Raw genomic sequence first — 19,766 nt, 5'->3', positions numbered from 1 at the left:
CGGATAAAGGAGCTTTCATGACGCAGCGTGAAGTGGTGGTGGTGAGCGGTGTGCGCACTGCAATCGGCGATTTCGGCGGCGCGTTGAAGGACTTCAGTCCGACCGATCTCGGCGCGCGCGTGGTGCGCGAAGTTTTATCGCGGGCGGATTTGTCCGGGGACGACGTCGGTCACGTCGTGTTCGGCAACGTGATCCAGACCGAACCGAAGGACATGTATCTCGCGCGCGTCGCGGCGCTGAACGGCGGCGTGACGCAACATGCGCCGGCGTTGACCGTCAACCGTTTGTGCGGCTCGGGGTTGCAGGCGATCGTGTCCGCGGCGCAATCCATCCTGCTTGGCGATACGGATATCGCAATTGGCGGCGGCGCGGAAAGCATGAGCCGCGCGCCGTATCTTGCGCCCGCCGCGCGTTTCGGCCAGCGCATGGGCGACGCCCGTCTTGTCGACATGATGCTCGGCGCGCTGCACGATCCCTTCGATTCCATCCATATGGGCGTGACCGCCGAGAACGTCGCGGCCAGGTACGGCATTTCGCGCGAGATGCAGGATGAGCTGGCGCTGGAATCGCATCGGCGAGCGGCGCGGGCTATCGAGGGCGGTTATTTCAAGGAGCAGATTCTCGCGGTGACGCAGGCGTCGAAGAAAGGCGACATCGTCTTCGATACCGACGAACACGTCCGCATGAACGCCACGCTTGCGGATTTCGCCAGGCTCAAGCCGGTCTTCGCGAAGGAAAACGGCACGGTGACGGCGGGCAATGCGTCCGGCATCAACGACGCAGCCGCGGCTGTGGTTCTGATGGAGCGCAACGAAGCAGACAGGCGCGGCCTCAAGCCGCTCGCGCGCATGGTGTCGTACGCGCACGCGGGCGTCGATCCGAAATATATGGGCATCGGCCCGGTTCCGGCGACGCGCAAGGCTTTGGAGCGCGCCGGCTTGAGCGTTGCCGATCTCGATGTGATCGAAGCCAATGAAGCGTTCGCGGCGCAGGCGTGTGCGGTATCGAAGGAACTGGCGCTCGATCAGGCATTGGTGAACCCGAACGGTTCGGGCATTTCCCTGGGTCATCCGATTGGCGCGACAGGCGCGTTGATCACCGTGAAAGCGTTGTACGAACTCCAGCGCACGAGCGGACGATATGCGCTCGTGACGATGTGTATTGGCGGCGGGCAGGGTATCGCGGCAATTTTCGAACGTGCATGAGAAAACAGGCAGAGATCATTCGATGACGCAATTGAAAGTGGCGGCAGTGGCGATGGCAGCGCTGGTGCTCGCCGGATGTAATTCGGCCATGCCGCCCGATGGCTCGCGCCCGGTCGCGGCGGCGCGTGCCGCGAGCACGCCGGGCGATCTTGGCCTGCGCGCGCCGGGAACGTCGGAGGCTATCGAAACGCTGGCGTTGCCGCCTGCCAAACCTTTGACGCCCGATCCCGCGTTCGCGCGGTTTCCGGTGTACGTTGGCACGCTCGGCGACAGGCAGATCGAGATGAAGCTCGGCGCGAAGACCGACGAAGCCTCGGGCGTGCACGGTGAATACCGGTTTGCGGGAAGCGCGACGGTGATCGTGGTGGCGGGGGACCGCGACGGCGATACGCTCGAGATCGAAGAATCGACCGACGGCACGCACATTACCGGGAACTGGGTCGGCAAGTTCGCGGCCGATGGCAGCGTGTCCGGCGAGCGCATGAATGCCGACGATTCCAATCCCGTGCCGTTTGAACTCAAGCCTGTCGGCGCGGGATTGCCGCCCGCTCGCGCGAGTGGCGCGCTTGCGCCACAAACGCCGCAAGCGCCGCAGTCCGCCGCGCCATCGCTCGAACCTGCACCGCCGCGCAATGCGGTGGGCGGGGTGAGCAATGTGATCATGGGCGAGTAAGTGCGTTTAAACCTCCCCCGTTCCGCATGACACTTTTTCTTATGGCTCCGCTCATGGAGCCCGATAAGCAGGACATTTCATGACCGATTCCAGCCATTCGTCGAAAGAACGCAGCTTGCAGACCCGCATCGTCCATCCCGAGGACAAACTCACGCCCGGTTTCCAGTCGTTTTCCGTCCCGGTGGCGCGTGCATCGACGGTCGTGTTCCCGGATCTCGCCACCATGCGCGCGCTCGTCTGGCATGACGACAGCCAGTGGCGCTACGGATTGCACGCCACGCCTACGTCGCTTGCTCTCGCGCAGCGGCTCGCGGTGATCGAAGGCGGCCAGCACGCGCTGCTGCAGCCATCGGGGTTATCGGCGATATCGAATGTGTACTTCGCGCTCGTCAAGTCCGGCGATCACGTGCTGATTCCCGATAACGCATACTCGCCCAATCGCGAGCACGCGGACTGGCTCGCCGAGGATTTCGGCCTGGAAGTGACGTATTACGATCCGTTGATCGGCGCGGGAATCGAAGCGTTGATCCAGCCGAACACCAGGCTGATATGGCTGGAAGCGCCGGGTTCGGTGACCATGGAAGTGCAGGACGTGCCGGCAATCACGCAGGTCGCGCGTTCGCGTCAGGTGCTGAGTGCTATCGACAACACGTATTCGGCGGGTCTTGCGTTCAAGCCGTTCGAACACGGCGTCGATATTTCGGTGCAGGCGTTGACGAAGTATCAGTCGGGCGGCAGCGACATCCTGATGGGCGCGGTCATCACCGCCGATAAAAACCTTCACGCGCGTCTCAAACGTGCACGCATGCGCATGGGGCTTGGCGTGTCGTCGGACGATTGTTCGCTCGTGCTGCGAAGTTTGCCGAGCATGAAGATTCGCTTTGACGCGCATGACCGGACCGCGCTTTCGCTCGCGCGCTGGCTGAAGACGCGGCCGGAAATTACCACGGTGTTGCATCCGGCTTTGCCGGATTGTCCGGGACACATGTTCTTTGAACGCGACTTCACGGGCGCAGGCGGCCTATTTTCGATGGTCTTCGACAAACGCTATAGCCCGGCGCAAATCGACACATTCGTCGAGGCGCTCGAAAACTTCGCGATTGGCTGGAGCTGGGGCGGCGCGAACAGTCTCGCCATGCCGTACAACATCAAGTCGATGCGCACCGCCAATGTATGGCCGCACGAGGGCGTGCTGGTGCGCTTGTATATTGGTCTGGAAGACGAAGCGGATCTGCGCGCGGACCTGGAGCGGGCGCTGGATGGGCTGAGCGGCTGAAACGTTTTAAAGGTGGCCTGTAAAACCGCCTTTAAAATAGCTTCAACAATCCGTCCAGTCCTACAAAGTTCAACGCCAGCGTCGCTGCTTCCCGCACGACCGGCTTCGCCCGGAACGCCACCGATAACCCCGCCTCCGCCATCATCTTCAGATCGTTCGAACCATCGCCCATGGCGATGGTTCGCCCCGGATCGATGCCTAGCTGAGCGCAGGTTTCGCGCAACGTGCGTGCTTTCACCTCGGCGTTGACGATCTCGCCGGCCACCTTGCCAGTCAGTTTCCCATCGATGATTTCGAGCGTGTTCGCACGTGTGAAATCGAGTCCGAGGCGGGCTTTCAATTTTTCGGTGAAGAACGTGAATCCGCCGGAGACCAGCAGCGTTTTCAGACCGGCGGCGCGGACCTCCGCAAGCATTGTTTCCGCCCCCGGCGACAGACGCAGCCGTTCCTCGTACACGCGTTCGAGCGCGCTTGCATCAAGTCCCTTCAGCAGCGCGACGCGACGCGTCAGGCTTTCGTTGAAGTCCTTGATTTCGCCACGCATCGATGCTTCTGTGATCGCCGCGACTTCCGCCTTCAGGCCGCAAAAGTCCGCGATTTCGTCGATGCATTCGATCGTGATCAGCGTCGAATCCATGTCCATTGCAACGAGACCGAAGTCGGCAAGGCGCGCGCCCGGCGTCATGAACGCGTAGTCCAGCCGATGCGTGCCGCAATACGCATCGATGTCCGGCCGTTGCAACGGATCGGCGCCGCTTAACTTAAGCACCGTGCCATCCGCTGCCGCACGTTCCGTTTGCCGCGAGCGGGCGAGGGCGGCGAGCGGTTTCAGATGGGTATCGGCAATCGGTTCCAGGCTTTGGATGACAAGGTTCATGACGGGCGGCGAAAGAGTTTGGCGAGAGGAAAACGCGCGAAAGACCGTCATTGTAATGGTCCCGACCGATGGCGGATGCACGCGCCGCGCCGTTATCATCAACGTCGGAATATAGACCGGAGACCCGCATGACCCCGACCGAACGCGCGCGTGCCTTCGACCTTCGCCAGCTCGACGCTGCGTTCTACGCCGATCCGTATCCGGTCTACGACGCGTTGCGCGCCGCCGAGCCAATCAGGAAAATGCCCGACGGTTCGCTCTTTCTCACGCGGTACAAGGACGTACAGGCCGTCTATCGCGATCCGAAGACCTTCAGCTCGGACAAGACTGTGGAGTTTGGTCCGAAGTACGGCGTTGACACACCGCTTTTCGCGCATCACACGACCAGCCTCGTCTTCAACGATCCGCCGCGCCACGCGCGCGTGCGCAAGCTCATTTCAGGCGCGCTGACAGCACGCGCGATCGCCGAGATGGAACCCGGCCTCGTGCGCCTGGTGGATGGCTTGCTCGACCGGGCGGCCGGGCGCGGCGAAATAGACTTGATCGATGGGTTTGCATCGGCGATTCCGGTCGAGGTGATCGGCAATCTGCTCAATGTGCCTCACGACGAACGTGCACCGCTGCGCGAATGGTCGCTCGCGATTCTCGGCGCGCTGGAACCGGCGCTCACGGCGCAGCAGCATGAAACGGGAAACCGCGCGGTGACGGAGTTCATCGATTACCTCGTGACACTGGTCGCGCGTCGACGCGAAAAACCAGGTGATCCGCAGCATGATGTTCTGACGCGGCTCATTCAAAGCGAGTCTGACGGAGAGCGGCTGAATGAGGCGGAATTGCTGCACAACTGCATCTTTATCCTGAACGCCGGTCACGAAACGACTACCAACCTGATTGGTAACGGCATCGTCTTGCTCGCGCAATGGCCGGAGCAACGCGCGCGCCTCCTTGCTGAGCCAGCGCTGATAGAAAGCGCAATCGAGGAATGCCTGCGTTACGAGAGTTCAAATCAGCTAGGTAACCGGATAGCAACCGTGGACACGCAGATTGCGGACGTTGCGGTGGCGCGCGGGACGCCCGTGACGCTTTGCATTGGCGCGGCGAACCGCGACCCCGAGCAATTCGATCACGCCGATAAGTTCGATATCACCCGAGCGCCGAACCGGCACCTCGCGTTTGGATTCGGCATTCACCAGTGTGCGGGGTTATCGTTGGCGCGTCTTGAAGCCCGGATTGCGATCGGGCGATTCGTGACGCGCTTTCCTGCGTATGGGCTGGCTAGTGAACCATCACGCGCTGCCCGCGCGCGATTTCGAGGATTCGTGACGGCGCGGGTACGTGTGGAATGACGGGATGGGCGGCACGTTTTCAGCGCATCAACCCGTGAGACTTCGCGTAGTGACGCAACGCGGCGTTCATGCGCGTTTGCCAGCCATCTCCCTGCGCTTTGTACGCGTCGACCACGTCTGGATCGATGCGCAGCTTGACAGGCAGTTTCGGATTTTCGAGCTTCGGCCGTCCGCGCGGACGCATCAGTTCCCGGGCGCGTTCCTGTCCATATAGCTCCGGCAACACCTCGGCAGCGGGACGCGCCTGGGCGAATTCCGCGTCGGTCCATTCCGGGTTGTCGTCCAGCGCTTCTGTCTTACTGTGCTTGTTCATATCTCTTGATCTCACGTATGTTCGCTTTTCGCAGGCTGATGACGTGCATCTTGTTGCCCCGCGGTGTGAATGCCAGCATGTGAAGCCGGGCTTCGATCAAACCGGGCGCCTGAAAACGCCGCTCTTCATAACCCTTCCGGGTGTCTTCGACAATCAGCGCACTCGACATGTCCAGGTCGCGTACCGCCTCGAAGGACAAACCACGGTCCCGGATATTCATCTCATTCTTCAACGCGTTGTATGAGATCGGCATTAATAATGTACCCCCAAAAAACAGAATGTGCAAAGCCTATTTTGTACACCCGTAAATAGTGAATCGTGCTATTCAAAAATGGTTTTCGCGGTCGGTGCATTCAGATAATCAAACCAGCCGAGACGCTCAAAAATAAGCAAATTTCTATTCCTATTCTTCGAGATGAACTCCTGACTTGTCCTATGCGCATCGGTCGGGAATGTCTGGTAGCTTTTACGATTTTCGTGCTCTGGCTGAAGATGTTTTATTGATTACCGTGGTTCTCTGCGAAGCTGCATTTCAATAAGATGGGTTCATGCCTTGCAGTCCATGCTCAACCTTGAAGGAGCTACCCATGAAAGCCGTTGCCCTGACTCGTTACCTTCCAATTTCCAATCCCGAATCGCTGACGGATGTCGAGATCGACAAACCCGCGCCAACCGGTCACGACCTGCTGGTGAAAGTTGAAGCGATCGGCGTAAATCCCGTCGATACAAAAGTCCGTGCACCCAAGGACAAGGTTGAAGAGTCGCCGCGCGTGCTGGGCTGGGATGCATCGGGCACGGTGGAAGCGGTTGGCCCGGACGTCACGCTTTTCAAGGTCGGCGACCCGGTGTTCTATGCGGGCAGCATCACGCGGCCCGGCACGAACAGCGAATTCCATCTCGTCGATGAACGCATCGTTGGCAAGAAGCCGGCGTCGCTTGATTTCTCGCATGCCGCCGCTTTGCCGCTTACCACCATCACTGCCTGGGAAGCGCTGTTCGACCGGCTTGGGGTATCGGCGCAAGGGCAGGATGCGGGCAAGTCCGTGCTGATCGTGGGCGGCGCGGGCGGCGTGGGTTCCATCGGCATTCAGCTTGCGAAGAAAGTGGCGAAGCTGAAGGTGATCGCAACGGCGTCGCGGCCGGAATCGGCGAAATGGGCAATGGAACTGGGCGCGGATCACATCGTGGATCATTTCGGCGACATGCCGAAGCAATTGAAAGACGCCGGCTTCGAGCAAGTGGACTACGTGCTCATCTTTAACGATACCGACAAGCATTTCCCGGCCGCCGCCGCGGTCATCGCGCCGCAAGGCGGTATTTGCACGATCGTGGAAAACAGCAAGCCGATTGCGGTCGAATTGCTGAAGGCAAAGAGCGCTGCGTTCCACTGGGAATTCATGTTCACGCGCGCCATGTTCGGTACGCCGGACATGATCGAACAGCACAAGCTGCTGACGGAAGTGGCGCGACTGATCGACGCAGGCACGATCAAGACGACGCTCGGCCGCGATCTCGGCAAGATCAACGCGGCGAACCTGCGCGAGGCGCATCGCCTTCTGGAAGAAGGGCGCGCGATCGGCAAGCTGGTGCTGACGGGCTTCTGATTCGCCGCCTGAACCGATGCGCTGTTGCGTTGCACGCCGAGTGCGCCGCGGGTTTCCCATGAGAAGCCCGCAGTGCGCGTCGCGCTAGACTGGACGCGCCTCGCGCGCGGTCCGAGCTTCCTCGGGCGCCGTTCCTGGTCTCTCCGGGATTCGTGCTTTCGCGTGACGGCCGCAAACGGAGGGCAACGCATGATCGATCGTCTGGATTTCGTTCGGTTTCACCGGGTTGCCAGCGTGGCCCTGGCGCTGGGCTTTCTTGCCTCGTCGGCGCATGCGACGCCGGGCATCAAGGTGATGTCGGAAGTCGCCAACGACGGCCCGATCAAATACACGGTCAAGATGGTGTCGAAGGCGTGGGGCAACGAGCAGGAAACGCGCACGATCCGCTCCGGACAGACCGATGACTTCACGTGGCAAAGCAAACCTGCCGGCGGTGCGCAAAACGTCCCGGATGCATGCCCGGACGTGGGCTCCATCCGCAACGCCATCGGTGTGACGGTGCGCCAAGTGAAGATCCGCTTTTCCGCGGTGATTGCCAGTAACGGCGACGCCGATGTCCAGTTGAACTTCCAGGGCCACGCGCCGCGCGCGGCGACAACGGTCACGGTAGCGGGCAAGAAACTGCAATGTCCCACCGACAATTCCTTCAGCCAGATGGTGCATTTCACGATGCCCACCGGCGGTGCGGAAAAATCCCTGACGCTCAGCGACGGTACAAGGCTCACCGTCAGCGCGAGCCGCAAGTAAAACTCCGGCTCGCAGCGTTTTCCATCTGGCACGTTTTCTGCGACGCAATGACGGTCCGCGCTCCTTGCGCGGTTCATGAACCGTCGACTGCAACGCCGATAACCAGCCAGAAGGTCACAGCGCAATGCCACACATGATCTGGAAAGGCGCGATCAGCTTCGGGCTGGTCCACGTCCCCGTACAGCTTTATCCGGCCACGCAGTCGGAGAAGGTCGGCTTCAACCTGCTGGACAAGCGCTCGATGGATCCCATCGGCTACAAGCAATTCAACAAGAACACGGGCAAGGACGTCACGCGCGAGAACATCGTGCGCGGTTTTGAATACGAGAAAGGCAAGTACGTCGTGATGAGCGACGCCGAGATCCGCTCGGCCAATCCCGAATCGACGCAAACCGTCGATATCCTCGCGTTCGTCGAGGCGCCCGACATTTCGTTTCTTTCCCTCGATACGCCGTATTACCTCGCGCCCGACCGCAAGGGCGAGAAGGTCTATGCGCTCCTGCGCGACGCGTTGAAGGCGTCGGGGAAAGTCGGTATCGCGAGTGTGGTGCTGCATAACAAGCAGCATCTGGCGGCGCTGATTCCGGTCGGTCCGGCGCTGGCGCTCAACACCTTGCGCTGGGCCGACGAAGTGCGCGATTTCGATCAGTTCAAGCTGCCCGACGAAGACCCGAAGAAAGCCGGCGTGACGCCGAAAGAGCTGGAGATGGCGCAGCGGCTGATAGACGACATGAGCGATACGTGGAACCCGCACGACTACCACGATACGTTTCGCGAAGACATCATGGCGCTGGTCGAGAAGAAGGTGAAGGAAGGCAAGACGGAGGAAGTGTCCGAGGTCGAGGACGGCACGCCGCGCAAGTCGTCGGCGGAGATTCTGGATTTGTCGGAGTTGCTCAAGCGCAGCTTGAAGAAGGGCAAGCCCGCGGCCAAGCGTGGCTCGAAGGCGACAGCGTCCGGCAGCGACGACGATGCATCGGATGCGGAGGAACCGGCTGCCGCGGCGAAACCCGCTGCCGCGGCGAAACCCGCGCGCAAGACGGCCACGCGCCGCAAACGCGCCTGAAGAACGCACCGCCCAAGCGGACCGCCGATGGCCGGAAAACTCGAAACCTATCAGCGCATGCGGCGTTTCAATCAGACGCCCGAGCCTTCCGGCGACGCCGCCGAGAAGGCCAGGGCCAGACGCGCATCGAAAAAGGCTCAGGCGAGCGCGCTTTCATTCGTCATCCAGGAACACGACGCGCGCCGCCTGCACTACGACTTCCGGCTCGAACTCGATGGCACCCTCAAGTCCTGGGCCGTGCCGAAGGGTCCGAGCCTGGATCCGTCGGTGAAAAGGCTTGCCGTGCATGTGGAAGACCATCCGATCGATTACGGTTCGTTCGAAGGCGATATTCCCGAGGGCAACTATGGCGCCGGCAGCGTGATCGTGTGGGATCGCGGGACGTGGGCGCCGCAAAGCGGGAGCATTGACGAAGCGCGCGCCACCTATGAAAAAGGCAAGCTCAAGTTCGTGCTTCACGGCGAAAAGCTGCAGGGCGGCTGGACGCTCGTTCGCAGCCACATGCGCGGCAACAGCGACAAGGAACAGTGGCTGCTCATCAAGGAGCGCGACGACGAAGCCCGCAGCGAAGCCGACTACGACGTACTGGTGAAGAAGCCCGGCAGCGTGATGAGCGATTCGCTTGGCGCGCGTACGAAAAGCGGTGAGGTGCGCGAGCGCGCCGAGCGCAAGAACGCCGCCAGGACCACGAAAGCCGCGCCATCGCCGAAACGGCCGGCCGTCAAGGATCAAGGCAAGAGTCCCGAGCGGCCGAGGCCGGATATCGTGGCGAACAGGAGCGGTGAGTCGCTCCGAACGCTCGCCGATAACCCGGCCATCCAGGACGCGGTCAAGGCCAGGCTTCCGGCCACCATGAAGCCGCAACTCGCGACGCTGGTTGACGCGCCGCCATCGAGTGGCGACTGGACCTACGAGATCAAGTTCGACGGATATCGGGTCATGGTTCGCATCGACCGCGAGGCTGGTGGGAAGGCGGAGAAGGTGCGATTTTTCACGCGCAACGGCCACGACTGGACCGACAAATTCAGCCGTCAGGTCAAGGCGCTCGACACGCTGGACGTGCAGAACGCGTGGCTCGACGGCGAAGCCGTGGTGCTTGACGACAACGACTTGCCGAACTTCCAGAAACTGCAGAACGCGTTCGATACGAATCGTCCGCAAGACATCGCCATCTATTTCTTCGATATCCCTTACCTGAACGGCTACGACCTGCGCCACGTGCCGCTCGTGCAACGCCGGGCCATCCTGCAAGCGCTGCTCGAACCGCTGGATGACGACGTGCTGCGCTTTTCCGCCGACTTTGAATTCGGCGCCGACGATCTGCTGAAAAGCGCTTGCGACATGGCGCTGGAAGGCATTATCGGCAAGCGTCGCGACAGCGGTTATACGCCGGGCCGCAGCAGTAGCTGGATCAAGCTGAAATGCAGGCGGCGTCAGGAGTTCGTGATCGGCGGATATTCGGAGCCGACAGGCAGCCGCGGCGAGTTCGGTGCCTTGCTGCTCGGCATTCATGACGCGAAAGGCAAGCTGCACTATGCCGGGCGCGTGGGCAGCGGTTTCGACGCGAACACCCTGCGTGATGTCAAGAAGGCGCTGGACAAGCGCGAGACCGCGAAGATGCCGTTCGCGTCAGCGCCGAAAGAACGCAGCCGCACGCCGGTGCATTGGGTGAAACCTGAGCTTGTCGCCGAATGCAACTTTGCTGAATGGACTTCGGAGCGGATCGTCCGGCAGGCATCGTTCGTCAGCCTGCGAACCGATAAACCCGCAAAGGAGATCGTGAAGGAAGAGCCGAAATCGACGGAGGAGGTCGTGTTGAACGACGAAGACGAAGCCGCCCCGGCGGCCACGAAAAAAACCGCGAAGAAAGCTGCGGCGAAGTCTGCGAGCAAAACCAGTGCCGCCGCCAGGAAAGCCGCTGCGAAAAAAGCACCCGCAAAAAAAACCTCCCGCGGTTCGGCCGGAACCGAGATGGTCGCCGGCGTGAAGGTCAGTCATCCGGATCGCGTACTCGACCCGTCGACGGGCACGAGCAAGCTCGACCTCGCTCTTTACTACGAAGCTGTCGCGCCGTGGATGTTGCCGCATTTGAAGGACCGGCCGGTATCGCTGGTGCGGGCGCCAGGGGATATCGGCGGAGAACTGTTCTTTCAGAAGCACAGCGAAAAGCTCACGATCCCGAATGTTACGCAGCATCCCGGTATTGATCCTGGCCACCCCGCGCTCATCACGATTGAAACAGTCGGTGCGCTGGTGGGCGCCGCGCAAATGGGCACGATCGAGATGCATACGTGGAATGCGCTCGCGGCAAAGCTGGAAAAACCAGACCGCATGGTGTTCGACCTTGACCCTGGCGAAGGACTCGGCTGGGACCGGATGAAGGAAGCCGCGCGCCTCACGCGCGAACTGCTCGAAGAACTCGGCCTCGCGTGCTTTTGCAAGACGAGCGGCGGCAAGGGATTGCACGTGGTCGTGCCGCTCACTGCGCAAGCCGGTTGGGACGAAATAAAAGGTTTCTCGCAAGCGGTCGCGCAACATATGGCCAGCGCGTTGCCGAAGTATTTCTCGGCGAAGATGGGCAAGCAGAATCGCCAGGACAAGATATTTGTCGACTACTTGCGCAACAACCGCGGCTCCAGCACCGTCGCGGCATACTCGTTGCGCGCACGGCCGGGGATGGGGGCATCGGTGCCCATTGGCTGGGATGAACTCGAGACCACCACGGCCGGCGATCAGTGGAATATCGGCAACCTGCATGAGCGTCTGGATGAACTCGAGGCCGACCCGTGGGCCGACTACGCAAAGACCAAGCAACGCATCACCGCTTCCATGAAAAAGCGGCTCGATATCAAGTGACCGCGAGCTTGAAACACACGCTTGAACTGCGGAGGCAGCAATGACGCAACAACGCACGACATCCCACGACGACGCCACGCGCAGTGGTCCCACGAAAAATGGCCGCGAACTGGAAAGCAAACGCGCCGCCCAGCAGAAACACGACGACGGGACTGTCGCGCCTCTTCCGCACGAAACCGATGAAAGTCCGGCCTCGCAGGATGACGGCGAGCCGCGCCGGGTCGGTGAACAGGCGCATGAAGACCTGGAGCGCGGGCTGGAAGACACGGACCGGCGAGGCGGCGCTGACTATCAGGAGCGTACGCAAACGGACGAGCACGCGAACACGAACAGCCCGCGCAAGCCCTGATTCGTCATCGCCAGGAATGCTGCCCGTGGTCAACAAAGCGCCTCTTGCGTAGAATGGGCCCGCGGAATCGAAAACCGGTGTGATCGGCGCGTAAGCCAAGCTGGTAAAGGCGTTCAAGGGAGTTCGCGGCAGTTATTCCTACCTTTTCAGCGTGGCCGATGCCCGGGTTCCGGTAATCCTTGCCGATATCCGCGCTTACGCAAATCAACCTCTCAGTTCCATCGAGGCGGCCGCTGCAGTGCTGCGTGTCTCACGCGGCGTCGCAATGCGGCATTGAGCCAGGCGCTGCACGCCGTGCAGCGAACCCATGGAAAAACCATGAACGGACCATGCAATACGATCTTCTGTCCCTTCTGAAAACCGCAACCGCCGAGAGTCATACGCGGCTTGAGAATGAGTTGGACCTGATGCGCACCGAGTGGTCTCGTGAAGACTACGTCGCGCTGCTGGACGGCTTTTACGGTTATGTCGCCCCGTGGGAAGAAGCGGTGGCGATCTCCATGCCGACGCATTTGCGCCCGTTTTTCGAAGCACGCCGGAAAGCGCGGCTCCTAGAAGCGGATTTGGCGTTTCTAACCGGTGATTCAACGCATGCTCAACAGGCGCCCAGGGTTAGCCATCTGCCGCTGATGAACACCATGGGCCGCGTGTTCGGATCCATGTATGTCATGGAAGGTTCGACGCTTGGCGGGCGGTTCATCGCACCGCATGTCGCAAAGCTGTTCGATTTCGAAGCGGGCTTCGGCAACGCTTATTTCGATGGCTACGGCGCACGGACCGGCAGCATGTGGAATGCATTTCGCGAGACGGCGAGCGCCACTGTGCCACGCGACCAGTACGACGCTGCAGCGGAGGCTGCCATTGCCACTTTCGAGGGCTTGCACGACTGGCTGGGCGCGGTTCGCGCAGATTCGGGGGCAACGGCATGAGCAGTGGATCAGAGCCTACGCAAGGTATGAGCGTGACAGCGCGTATGGCGGATGGCGAGATCCCGTATTCCTCGGCCTTGCCTGACGCGAAGGCGCGTCATCTGACGCTGGCTTCGGGCGCGGCCAATGCGCAATGCGACGCCGAGCCGATCCACATTCCCGGCGGTATCCAGCCTCATGGATATTTGCTGTGCCTGTCCGATACCTTCACGATCCTCCAGGCGAGCGAAAATCTTGCGGTGCTCGCGGGCCGGCCGGTTGAACAGTTGCTGGGCGAGCCGGTCGATGTGCTGCTTGGCGCTGATGTTGCGGCGCGCATCGCGCACGCGAAGGCGACCGCGGTGCTCGACCAGACGCCGCTTTACATCGGCGTGGCGGAGAACGTGCTTTACCGGCCGGAGACGAAGACGGAGACGGACCCGATTACACCTGCCGACGGTTCCGAATTCGATATCACCGTTCATCGGCACGATGGCAACCTGATTGTCGAGCTGGAAGTCGCGCGCCATCCGAACGCGGATGTGTTTGCATCGATCTATCCGCTCGTGCGCACTTTCACGCGCAGCATGCAGGACGTCGAAACGGTGGCCGAACTGGCGGAGCTAAGTGTGCGCGAGGTCAGGCGCATCACAGGTTTTGGCCGCGTGCTTTTCTACAATTTCGACGAGGAAGGCCGCAGCCACGTATTAGCCGAAGACAGGGACGACAGCTACGCATCGTTCCTGCACCAGACCTTTCCCGCCTCCGATATCCCACGCCAGGCACGCGCGCTTTACGTCAAGCAGCGCGCGCGGCTGGTCGCGAACGTCGACGCCCGCGCCGCGCGAATCGTGCCGCCGCTCAGTCCCGTCACGGGACGGCCACTCGATCTGACCTATACGTCGCTGCGCAGCTTTTCGCCGATCCATCTCGAATACATGCGCAACATGGGCACGTTTGCGTCCATGTCGGTGTCGCTGGTCGTGCGCGGCAAGCTCTGGGGCCTGATTTCCTGCCACGACCATGACGCGCAACTGGTGCCGTTCGAAGTGCGCATGGCGGTCGAGCATCTTGGGCAGCTCGTTTCGCTGCAGATCGAGGCGAAGGAGGAACGCGCCGAGGCCGCTTATTTGCTGAGCTTGCGCGCCACGATGTCACGGCTTATAGCGAGGCTCTCGGATCACGACGACTACCGCGTGGCCCTCGAATCGGCGCCCGACGAATTGCTGTGCTTCGCCGGTTCGCGCGGTGCTGCGATCGTCGCGGACGGCCAGGTTTCGCTCGTGGGCGCAACGCCCGACGCCGAGACCGTGCTCGCGTTGGCGCAATGGCTCGAATCAAGCACCACGGGCGTCTATGCGACCGACTCGCTGCCGGAAGAGTGGCCGCGCGCGTCCCTTCACATCGATACCGCGAGCGGCATCCTGGCGGTGCCCATCTCGCAGATTTTCCGCAATTACGTGATCTGGTTCCGGCCGGAAGCCACGCGCACCATCAAGTGGGCCGGCGAGCCGGTCAAGCGTGTATCGAATCAGGATGGCAGCGTGGCGCCGCGCAAGGACTTCGCGCCCTGGCTCGAAATCGTGCGCAACCGGTCGCTGCACTGGCGTCCGGTGGAACTTGAAATAGCGGCTGAATTCCGTGCATCGATGCTCAATATCGTGCTGCGCCGCGCCGAGGAACTGGCGGAACTTGCAAACGAACTGCGCCGCGCGAACAAGGAACTCGAAGCCTTTTCATATTCGGTGTCGCACGATTTGCGCGCGCCGCTGCGTCACATCGCGGGATATGGCGATCTGCTGCGTGAGACCGAGGGCGACAAGCTTTCGGAGCGCAGCCGGCGCTTTCTTACCAACATGCTGGACTCGGCGCGGCTCGCGGGCGTGCTGGTGGACGACTTGCTGACGTTTTCGCAGATGGGCCGTGCGGCGCTGCGTCCGGTGCAAGTCGACCTGAACCAGCTAGTGCAATCCGTCATGCAGGAGTTCGGTGCCGAAACCGCCAACCGGAAAGTCGAATGGATCATTCCAGAGCTGCCGAGCGTCACCGGCGACCCGGCGTTCCTCCAGATCGCATTGCGCAACCTGTTTTCGAACGCCGTGAAATACACGCGCACGCGAGAATCGGCGAAAATCGAACTGTCGGTCAATTCGACGGCCGACGAATACATCCTGAGCGTGCGGGATAATGGCGTCGGTTTCAACATGAAGTATGTGAACAAGCTGTTCGGGGTGTTCCAGCGGCTGCATCGCGCGGAAGAGTTCGACGGCACCGGCATAGGGCTCGCCAATGTGCGCCGGATCATCGAGCGGCACGACGGCCGGACGTGGGCCGAAGGCCGTGAGGGCGAAGGGGCCGCATTTCATTTCTCGCTGCCCAAGGTGTTCAGGACGGATTCCGTGAATACCGATGGCAAGGAGCGCAAGCCCGGAGCCGCGCCGTCATCGAAGTGAACATGTTTGGGCGGCCCCGTCGGACCCGCGTTATTTAAAAAATCAGTCCAATTCAGACCATGCTGAAACCCATCCTGCTTGTGGAAGACAATCCCAGCGATCTCGAACTGACGCTCGTCGCACTCGATAAAAGCCAGCTCGCCAATGAAGTGATCGTGGCGCGCGACGGACAGGAGGCGATCGACTACCTGCGCTGCGAAGGCGATTGGAGCACGCGCAACCCCGGCAATCCGGCGGTCATCCTGCTCGACCTGAAGCTGCCGAAAATCGATGGCCTGGAAGTGCTCGAGACCATTCGCACGAGCGAGACGCTGAAGTCCATTCCTGTTGTCATGCTGACTTCGTCGCGTGAAGAGCAGGATCTCGTGCGCAGCTACGCGCTCGGCGTGAATGCCTATGTGGTGAAGCCGGTCGAGTTCAACGAGTTCGTTGAAGCCATCGCGGATCTGGGGGTGTTCTGGGCCGTGCTGAACGAGCCGCCGCCCGGTTCCATGCGGGTGCGCCGTCAACCGGCTCCAGAATGAACCACACGCGCTATTTCGTCTGTCCGGCGCCTTGCTGCGCGCGCCGGTTCGCCTGAGACATAGACCATGCAGCCTTTACACCTGCTTCTCGTAGAAGACAACGCGCTCGACGCGGAACTGACCCTGACTCAGTTGGAGCGTGCCGACTACAAGGTCGACGTGCAGATTGTCTATACCGAACAGGATTTCATCGCGGCGCTGGAGACGTCTGATTTCGATGTCATCCTCGCCGATTTCGTCATGCCGGTGTTTTCCGGCGTGGAAGCGCTCGCGATCGCCCGTGAACGGGTGCCGAATACGCCCTTTATCTTTGTCTCCGGCGTGCTCGGCGAGGAACACGCCGTCGATATGCTCAAGCGCGGCGCCACCGACTACGTGCTCAAGCAACGTTTGCAGCGCTTGCCGGCGGTCGTGCGCCGCGCGATGACGGAGAGCGCGGAGCGCGCGCAGCGCATTGCCGTCGAACGCGCGCTGCGCGAAACGGAGACGCATTTCCGGCTGCTGGTCGACGCATTGAAGGACTACGCCGTCATCACGCTCGACCAGGAGGGCAGAATACGAACGTGGAACGCGGCATCGGAGCGCATTCTGGGGTTTTCGGCGCATGACGTGGTTGGCCGGTCCGCCGAAGTGTTCTACGGCCCGGAAGATCGCGAGGCCGATATATTTGGCGCCGAACTGGCGACGGCACAAGCCGAGGGCAGCGCAAGCGACGACCGCTGGTTGTGGCGCAACGACGGCCGCTCGTTTTTCGCATCGGGCGTGACCACTGCCATCCGCGCGGAAAACGGCGACCTGATCGGCTATTCGAAGATCATCCGCGACGTCACCGAAGAACACATGGCCGCCGACGCCTTGCGTGTCGCGAAAGAGCAGGCGGAAACAGCGAATCGGGCGAAGGACCACTTCCTCGCGGTGTTGTCGCACGAATTGCGCACGCCCTTGACGCCTATCGTGGCCGCCGTCCGGCTGCTCGAAATGCGCCACACGCTGCCGGCCGAAGCCCAGCCCACGCTCGAATTGATCCGGCGCAACGTGGAGCTGGAGGCGCGCCTGATCGACGATCTGCTCGACCTGACCAGCATCGCGCGCGGCAAGCTGTCGCTGAATTTTGCGAACGTGGTGCTCGAGACGCTGATGTCGAGCGCGCTCGACATGTCCGAGTCGGATCTGCGCGGCAAGGGGCTGACGCTCGAAACCACCTTGGGCGCAAGCTCGACGCTGGTTTTCGGCGACGCCGCGCGCCTGCAGCAGATCGTCTGGAACCTGATGAAGAACGCGGTGAAGTTCACGCCGGCGGGCGGGCGTATTGCGGTGCGGATGTGGAATCCGGATGCATCGACCATTGCCATTTCCGTGACCGACAGCGGGATCGGCATCAGCGCCGAGGCATTGCCGCGCATCTTTTCGGCCTTCGAGCAAGCCGACGATTCCATTACCCGCGCGTTCGGCGGATTGGGACTGGGACTCGCCATCGCGAGCACGCTGGCTTTGAAGCACGGCGGCACGCTGACCGCTCAGAGCGACGGACGCGACAAGGGCGCGCGTTTCACGCTGACGCTGCCGCTGGTCAAATCCGGCGCGCAGGACGAGGCGTCGCCGAGCGCGGCTCAGGATCCCGATGAAATCGTGCGCTCGCTGAAGGTCTTGCTGGTCGAGGACAACGAATATACGTCGTCGGCCATGGCGCAGGTTCTGGAAGTGCTCGGTCATCAGGTCACCGTTGCCACGACCGTTGCACAAGCGTTGTCGGTGGCGGCATCGGATACGTTCGACCTGCTTGTCAGCGACATCGGCCTGCCTGACGGCAGCGGCCTCGACGTCGCGCGCGCATGGGCGGGATTGCAGCCTGGCAAGCCATCCGTTGCGATCACCGGTTACGGCATGGACGAAGATATCCGTCGATGCCACGAAGCAGGTTTTCTCGATCACCTCACGAAGCCGGTGAATTTTGCGCGGCTCGAGTCGCTGATCCATACGTTCGCGCGGCGGCCGGGCGCCGCATGAAGCGGCTGGCCGCTCATCTGCGGCTGGTTTTTCTCTCGGCCAGCTTCGACGCCATGAAGCGGTGTTCCGCCGAAAACAGCCGCCGGTAAGTCATCAGCACCGCGCCCACCGTGCCGAGCGCCGACGCGGCCGCGATGAAGAACATGATCACGATCTGATAGCGCACCGCCTGCAGCGGCGATTGCCCGGCGAGAACCTGGCCCGTCATCATCCCCGGCAAACTCACAAGTCCGACCACGGTCATCTGGTTCAACGTTGGAATCATGCCCGCGCGCACCGCCTGCCGCGCCGGACCCTGGGCCGCTTCCCAGCGCGTCGCGCCAAGTGCGAGCGACATTTCCACGACGCCGCGTCCCGCCGTCAGTTCTTCCGTCATCCGTTCGATGCCGAGCGACACGCCCGTCAGCGTATTGCCGAGGATCATCCCGAGAATAGGAATGGCGTACTGAGGTTCGTACCACGGATGAATCCGGATCACGACGAACAATCCCACCGCCGCCACGAGCCACGAACTCACCCAGATCGACACAATGCTGTCCGCGCGCTGCCCGGCGTACGTGCGCCGTCCACGGTTCGACGCCGACAGCCCCGCGATCAATGTCATCAATGCCATCAACGGGAGCACGACGTACCAGCGCGCGTGCTGGAAAACCCAACCAAGCACATAGCCAATGGCCAGCAACTGCACGACGGTTCTCACCGCCGCCCACGCGAGCTTGCGTTCAAGATCGAGCTTCAGCAGCACGGACAACACGCCGTTCACCAGGACCAGCGCCGCCGCGATCCCGATATCGACAAGACTCAGCGTCTGGTAGCCGCTCATGACAAGACCCCGGCGGTCATGACGAGCTGGCGTTCCCCCACCCGTTTAGCCTGGGCCGGATCGTGCGACACCCAGATGCTGGCGCGCTCGCCGCGGCCGTCGTTGAACCATGCGTCGACCAGCGCTTCTATTTCCAGCGCCGAGGCCGGATCCAGCGAAGCGGTGGGTTCGTCGAGAAGCAGGATGTCGGGATCGACCTGCAGCACGCGGATCAGCGCGGCTATCTGCGCTTCGCCACCCGATAAATCGCTCGCGCTTTTGTCGAGGAAATCGGCTTCGCGGCCGGCGCGCCGTGCGAGTTCGACCACACGCTCACGATCGAAGCGCACATCGCGATACACCTTCAGCGAGAACGGGTAACGCAAGTTGTCTTCCACGCTGCCGTCGAGCATGGCGGGCCGCTGTGCAATGTAGGCCACGCGCCGCCTGTACGAGGGAATGCCGCCGCGCGCGACCGGTTGTCCACGCCACTGGATGACGCCGTCATCGACCGGATCGAGCAGCGCGAGCGCCCGCAGGAACACGCTCTTGCCTGACCCCGATGGTTCTGTGACGACCGCGCGCTGTCCCGCGGCAAGGGCAAACGTAGTTGGGTGCAGAAGGATGACGTTGCGCGCGGGATCGCGGCGTGTGAGCGCAATGGCGCGCAGCGGCGGCGTGTCGGCTTGTGTGGGCATTGCGTTGACGGATCGGATTGTTATTTGAGCGCAATCATAAAGCACGCCGGGCACGCGATGTG

Annotated in this window: 18 protein-coding genes; 13 read left to right on the top strand and 5 right to left on the bottom strand. The window is 61.8% G+C overall.

The window, feature by feature from the left end:
• The first annotated feature begins 17 nt into the window (after positions 1–17).
• From bktB to ACRWA7_RS25320, 3 genes are all read left to right on the top strand, one after another.
• Complete coding sequence (gene bktB, locus ACRWA7_RS25330; protein ID WP_438393007.1) at positions 18–1,205, top strand: beta-ketothiolase BktB; 1,188 nt, start codon at positions 18–20, stop codon at positions 1,203–1,205.
• 22 nt (positions 1,206–1,227) lie between these two features.
• Positions 1,228–1,878, top strand: coding sequence for a hypothetical protein (locus ACRWA7_RS25325; protein WP_438393006.1), 651 nt, complete (start codon positions 1,228–1,230; stop codon positions 1,876–1,878).
• A 79-nt stretch (positions 1,879–1,957) separates the two neighbouring features.
• Positions 1,958–3,154 (top strand): cystathionine beta-lyase, encoded by a 1,197-nt coding sequence (locus ACRWA7_RS25320; RefSeq protein WP_438393004.1) that lies wholly within the window; start codon positions 1,958–1,960, stop codon positions 3,152–3,154.
• Positions 3,155–3,185: 31 nt separating this feature from the next.
• Here ACRWA7_RS25320 and serB read toward each other — a convergent pair whose 3' ends face one another.
• Positions 3,186–4,031, bottom strand: coding sequence for a phosphoserine phosphatase SerB (gene serB / locus ACRWA7_RS25315; RefSeq protein WP_438393002.1), 846 nt, complete (start codon positions 4,029–4,031; stop codon positions 3,186–3,188).
• 128 nt (positions 4,032–4,159) lie between these two features.
• Between serB and ACRWA7_RS25310 the strand changes: the two genes are divergently transcribed.
• On the top strand, positions 4,160–5,377 hold the full coding sequence (locus ACRWA7_RS25310; RefSeq protein WP_438393001.1) for a cytochrome P450: 1,218 nt from the start codon (positions 4,160–4,162) through the stop codon (positions 5,375–5,377).
• 19 nt (positions 5,378–5,396) lie between these two features.
• On the opposite strand, the gene ACRWA7_RS25305 is transcribed toward ACRWA7_RS25310, so the two are convergent.
• Positions 5,397–5,690, bottom strand: a complete 294-nt coding sequence (locus ACRWA7_RS25305) for a BrnA antitoxin family protein (RefSeq protein WP_060856270.1) — start codon at positions 5,688–5,690, stop codon at positions 5,397–5,399.
• Positions 5,674–5,910, bottom strand: a complete 237-nt coding sequence (locus tag ACRWA7_RS25300; RefSeq protein WP_438392999.1) for a BrnT family toxin — start codon at positions 5,908–5,910, stop codon at positions 5,674–5,676. The genes ACRWA7_RS25305 and ACRWA7_RS25300 overlap by 17 nt, the downstream gene beginning before the upstream one ends.
• Before the next feature lie 367 nt (positions 5,911–6,277).
• Between ACRWA7_RS25300 and ACRWA7_RS25295 the strand changes: the two genes are divergently transcribed.
• The 9 genes from ACRWA7_RS25295 (at position 6,278) to ACRWA7_RS25255 (ending at position 18,204) form a co-directional block, all read left to right on the top strand.
• On the top strand, positions 6,278–7,294 hold the full coding sequence (locus ACRWA7_RS25295) for a zinc-binding alcohol dehydrogenase family protein (RefSeq protein WP_438392997.1): 1,017 nt from the start codon (positions 6,278–6,280) through the stop codon (positions 7,292–7,294).
• Between the two features lie 189 nt (positions 7,295–7,483).
• On the top strand, positions 7,484–8,041 hold the full coding sequence (locus ACRWA7_RS25290) for a DUF6013 family protein (RefSeq protein ID WP_438392996.1): 558 nt from the start codon (positions 7,484–7,486) through the stop codon (positions 8,039–8,041).
• A 124-nt stretch (positions 8,042–8,165) separates the two neighbouring features.
• Entirely contained in the window at positions 8,166–9,107 is a 942-nt protein-coding gene (locus ACRWA7_RS25285; RefSeq protein ID WP_438392994.1) for a Ku protein, read from the top strand.
• Between the two features lie 27 nt (positions 9,108–9,134).
• Positions 9,135–11,963, top strand: a complete 2,829-nt coding sequence (gene ligD / locus ACRWA7_RS25280; RefSeq protein ID WP_438392992.1) for a DNA ligase D — start codon at positions 9,135–9,137, stop codon at positions 11,961–11,963.
• Between the two features lie 40 nt (positions 11,964–12,003).
• Positions 12,004–12,312, top strand: coding sequence for a hypothetical protein (locus ACRWA7_RS25275; RefSeq protein ID WP_060856264.1), 309 nt, complete (start codon positions 12,004–12,006; stop codon positions 12,310–12,312).
• A 329-nt stretch (positions 12,313–12,641) separates the two neighbouring features.
• Entirely contained in the window at positions 12,642–13,241 is a 600-nt protein-coding gene (locus tag ACRWA7_RS25270; RefSeq protein ID WP_438392990.1) for a biliverdin-producing heme oxygenase, read from the top strand.
• Positions 13,238–15,673 (top strand): ATP-binding protein, encoded by a 2,436-nt coding sequence (locus ACRWA7_RS25265; protein WP_438392988.1) that lies wholly within the window; start codon positions 13,238–13,240, stop codon positions 15,671–15,673. The genes ACRWA7_RS25270 and ACRWA7_RS25265 overlap by 4 nt, the downstream gene beginning before the upstream one ends.
• 59 nt (positions 15,674–15,732) lie before the next feature.
• Positions 15,733–16,197 carry a response regulator gene (locus ACRWA7_RS25260; RefSeq protein WP_060856261.1) on the top strand — a complete coding sequence of 155 codons (465 nt, stop codon included), beginning with the start codon at positions 15,733–15,735 and terminating at the stop codon, positions 16,195–16,197.
• A 66-nt stretch (positions 16,198–16,263) separates the two neighbouring features.
• Entirely contained in the window at positions 16,264–18,204 is a 1,941-nt protein-coding gene (locus ACRWA7_RS25255; RefSeq protein ID WP_060856260.1) for a hybrid sensor histidine kinase/response regulator, read from the top strand.
• 13 nt (positions 18,205–18,217) lie between these two features.
• On the opposite strand, the gene ACRWA7_RS25250 is transcribed toward ACRWA7_RS25255, so the two are convergent.
• Both ACRWA7_RS25250 and ACRWA7_RS25245 read right to left on the bottom strand, forming a co-directional pair.
• Positions 18,218–19,027 (bottom strand): ABC transporter permease, encoded by an 810-nt coding sequence (locus ACRWA7_RS25250; RefSeq protein ID WP_438392985.1) that lies wholly within the window; start codon positions 19,025–19,027, stop codon positions 18,218–18,220.
• On the bottom strand, positions 19,024–19,704 hold the full coding sequence (locus tag ACRWA7_RS25245; protein WP_438392983.1) for an ABC transporter ATP-binding protein: 681 nt from the start codon (positions 19,702–19,704) through the stop codon (positions 19,024–19,026). Before ACRWA7_RS25245 ends, ACRWA7_RS25250 begins: the two co-directional genes overlap by 4 nt.
• Between the last annotated feature and the right edge of the window lie 62 nt (positions 19,705–19,766).

The organism is Caballeronia sp. DA-9 (assembly GCF_051615025.1).
Taxonomy (GTDB): domain Bacteria; phylum Pseudomonadota; class Gammaproteobacteria; order Burkholderiales; family Burkholderiaceae; genus Caballeronia; species Caballeronia sordidicola.
Note: the sequence above shows the minus strand (reverse complement) of the source record. Positions and strands in the feature narration are given on the sequence as shown.

Excerpts from the sequence above, each read along its gene's own strand:
- bktB (WP_438393007.1), top strand. The coding sequence starts at position 18 with ATGACGCAGCGTGAAGTGGTGGTGGTGAGCGGTGTGCGCACTGCAATC.
- ACRWA7_RS25325 (WP_438393006.1), top strand. The coding sequence starts at position 1,228 with ATGACGCAATTGAAAGTGGCGGCAGTGGCGATGGCAGCGCTGGTGCTC.
- ACRWA7_RS25320 (WP_438393004.1), top strand. The coding sequence starts at position 1,958 with ATGACCGATTCCAGCCATTCGTCGAAAGAACGCAGCTTGCAGACCCGC.
- serB (WP_438393002.1), bottom strand. The coding sequence starts at position 4,031 with ATGAACCTTGTCATCCAAAGCCTGGAACCGATTGCCGATACCCATCTG.
- ACRWA7_RS25310 (WP_438393001.1), top strand. The coding sequence starts at position 4,160 with ATGACCCCGACCGAACGCGCGCGTGCCTTCGACCTTCGCCAGCTCGAC.
- ACRWA7_RS25305 (WP_060856270.1), bottom strand. The coding sequence starts at position 5,690 with ATGAACAAGCACAGTAAGACAGAAGCGCTGGACGACAACCCGGAATGG.
- ACRWA7_RS25300 (WP_438392999.1), bottom strand. The coding sequence starts at position 5,910 with ATGAATATCCGGGACCGTGGTTTGTCCTTCGAGGCGGTACGCGACCTG.
- ACRWA7_RS25295 (WP_438392997.1), top strand. The coding sequence starts at position 6,278 with ATGAAAGCCGTTGCCCTGACTCGTTACCTTCCAATTTCCAATCCCGAA.
- ACRWA7_RS25290 (WP_438392996.1), top strand. The coding sequence starts at position 7,484 with ATGATCGATCGTCTGGATTTCGTTCGGTTTCACCGGGTTGCCAGCGTG.
- ACRWA7_RS25285 (WP_438392994.1), top strand. The coding sequence starts at position 8,166 with ATGCCACACATGATCTGGAAAGGCGCGATCAGCTTCGGGCTGGTCCAC.
- ligD (WP_438392992.1), top strand. The coding sequence starts at position 9,135 with ATGGCCGGAAAACTCGAAACCTATCAGCGCATGCGGCGTTTCAATCAG.
- ACRWA7_RS25275 (WP_060856264.1), top strand. The coding sequence starts at position 12,004 with ATGACGCAACAACGCACGACATCCCACGACGACGCCACGCGCAGTGGT.
- ACRWA7_RS25270 (WP_438392990.1), top strand. The coding sequence starts at position 12,642 with ATGCAATACGATCTTCTGTCCCTTCTGAAAACCGCAACCGCCGAGAGT.
- ACRWA7_RS25265 (WP_438392988.1), top strand. The coding sequence starts at position 13,238 with ATGAGCAGTGGATCAGAGCCTACGCAAGGTATGAGCGTGACAGCGCGT.
- ACRWA7_RS25260 (WP_060856261.1), top strand. The coding sequence starts at position 15,733 with ATGCTGAAACCCATCCTGCTTGTGGAAGACAATCCCAGCGATCTCGAA.
- ACRWA7_RS25255 (WP_060856260.1), top strand. The coding sequence starts at position 16,264 with ATGCAGCCTTTACACCTGCTTCTCGTAGAAGACAACGCGCTCGACGCG.
- ACRWA7_RS25250 (WP_438392985.1), bottom strand. The coding sequence starts at position 19,027 with ATGAGCGGCTACCAGACGCTGAGTCTTGTCGATATCGGGATCGCGGCG.
- ACRWA7_RS25245 (WP_438392983.1), bottom strand. The coding sequence starts at position 19,704 with ATGCCCACACAAGCCGACACGCCGCCGCTGCGCGCCATTGCGCTCACA.